The sequence below is a fragment of the Streptomyces sp. NPDC052107 genome, from assembly GCF_040680215.1.
Lineage (GTDB): Bacteria > Actinomycetota > Actinomycetes > Streptomycetales > Streptomycetaceae > Streptomyces.
In genome coordinates, this window is sequence record NZ_JBFAWG010000269.1 from 1 (window position 1) to 1,631 (window position 1,631).

General features: G+C 68.6%; 2 protein-coding genes and 2 pseudogenes. All 4 read left to right on the forward strand.

Annotation, left to right across the window (positions count from 1 at the left end):
* Positions 1-286, forward strand: a 286-nt coding sequence (locus tag AB0M27_RS47705; RefSeq protein WP_365732448.1) for an aminoacyl-tRNA hydrolase, incomplete at its 5' end; no start/stop codon positions are given.
* A gap of 75 nt (positions 287-361) precedes the next feature.
* Positions 362-616, forward strand: a pseudogene (locus tag AB0M27_RS47710) (hypothetical protein); the annotation flags it as partial.
* Between the two features lie 5 nt (positions 617-621).
* Positions 622-840 (forward strand): annotated as a pseudogene (locus AB0M27_RS47715) (ArpA protein); the annotation flags it as partial.
* Positions 841-934: 94 nt separating this feature from the next.
* The coding region (locus tag AB0M27_RS47720; RefSeq protein ID WP_365732449.1) for a glycosyltransferase family 2 protein at positions 935-1,631 on the forward strand (697 nt) is incomplete at its 3' end.

A 1,631-nucleotide genomic window follows, 5' to 3' on the forward strand; every position in this document is an offset into this window, starting at 1 on the left:
CGAGCTGGATGTCGATTACGGGATGCTGCGGCTGAAGCTGGGCGGCGGGGACAACGGTCACAACGGGCTGAAGTCGATGACGAAGGCGATGGGGCCGGACTACCACCGGGTGCGGTTCGGGATCGGGCGGCCGCCGGGGCGGATGCAGGTGGCGGACTTCGTGCTGAAGGATTTCGGTTCGGCGGAGCGCAAGGAGCTGGCGTATCTGGTGGACCGGGCGGCGGACTCGGTGGAGTGTCTGCTGGCGGAGGGGCTGGAGCGGGCGCAGAGCGCGTACAACTCCTGACATTCCCTTCCCTCGCGGGGCGTTTTCCGGCCATGAGTTGACCGAGGGCCGTGCTCTGGCCAAGGATCTGCCCCCATGAAGCGGAGCGGTTCGCGGCGTGCGGCCGTGGTGGGCCTTCGGGCCGTCATGGGGCTGGTGGCCCTGGTGCTGCTGGTGGCGGGCGCGTGGTCGTCGTGGGACGCCGCGCACCACGTCGTGCTGGCCCAGGGGCGTGAGCACGGCACGCTGACGGTGACGGAGTGCGGTGCGGAGACCTGCACCGGGCGGTACGAGCCGGATGCCGCGTCGGCGGCGCGGGCGCGGGTGACGGTGGAGCGGTCGGTCGCGGCCGAGGTGACGACCCGCGCGTCCAGGAGTACCTCCAGAAGCACCCCATCCGCAGCTACGGCCACGCCAGGGGCGAGCTGTACCTGCTGCGTTCGGACACCACGCTGCACCGCACGGTCCCGCTGAACGCCGACAAGACGCGCATCATCCTGAACACCTGCTGGGCCAGCCGCGCGGACCAGGAGAAGGCGGCCACGCACGAGACCATGAACGCGATGTTCGACTGACCCGGAATCGGGACCGAGAACGGAACCGGAAAAAGGAACCGGAAGACGGAACCGGAACCGGACGCGAGCAGAGGAACGACGGACGATGGCCAGGATGCCTGCCACGCTTTCCATCACCGCGATGGTGCCCTGTTTCAACGAGGAGGAATGCATAGAGCAGGCATACCTGCGCATCAAGGAGGAGGTGTATCCGTACGGGGACGCCGAAATCCTGTTCGTCGACGACGGCAGCACGGACGGCACCCTCTCCATCATCAAGCGGATCGCCGCCGCCGACCCCCGCGTCAGCTATATCTCGTTCGCCCGCAATTTCGGACTCGAATCGGCTTTCACCGCCGGATTCTCGTACGCGTCGAAGGAATGGACCGTACAGCTCGACGCCGACCTCCAGTCACCGCCCGCCGAGATCCACAAGCTCACCCGCAGGGCCGTGGAGGGCGACTACGACGCGGTGTTCGCGATCCGCACCGGCCGGCAGGACCCCTGGTACCGCCGACTGGGCACGGTCGGCCACCAGGCCATCGCCACCCGCATCCTCGGCATCGAACTCCCGGTCCACGCCTCGGTGTTCCGGGTGGTCCGCACGGTGGTGGCCCGCAAGGTCGCCGACTGCAGGGTCAGCACGCCCTACTTCCTCGCCACCCTCCCGCTGATCGGCGCGCGGTACACCACGGTGGAGACCGCGCACGCACCGCGCGCGGCCGGGCGGGCCAAGTGGTCGCTGGGGAAGCTGTTCCGGCACGCCGTCGACCTCTTCGTCGGCTTCTCCTACCGGCCGCTCACCCTCATTC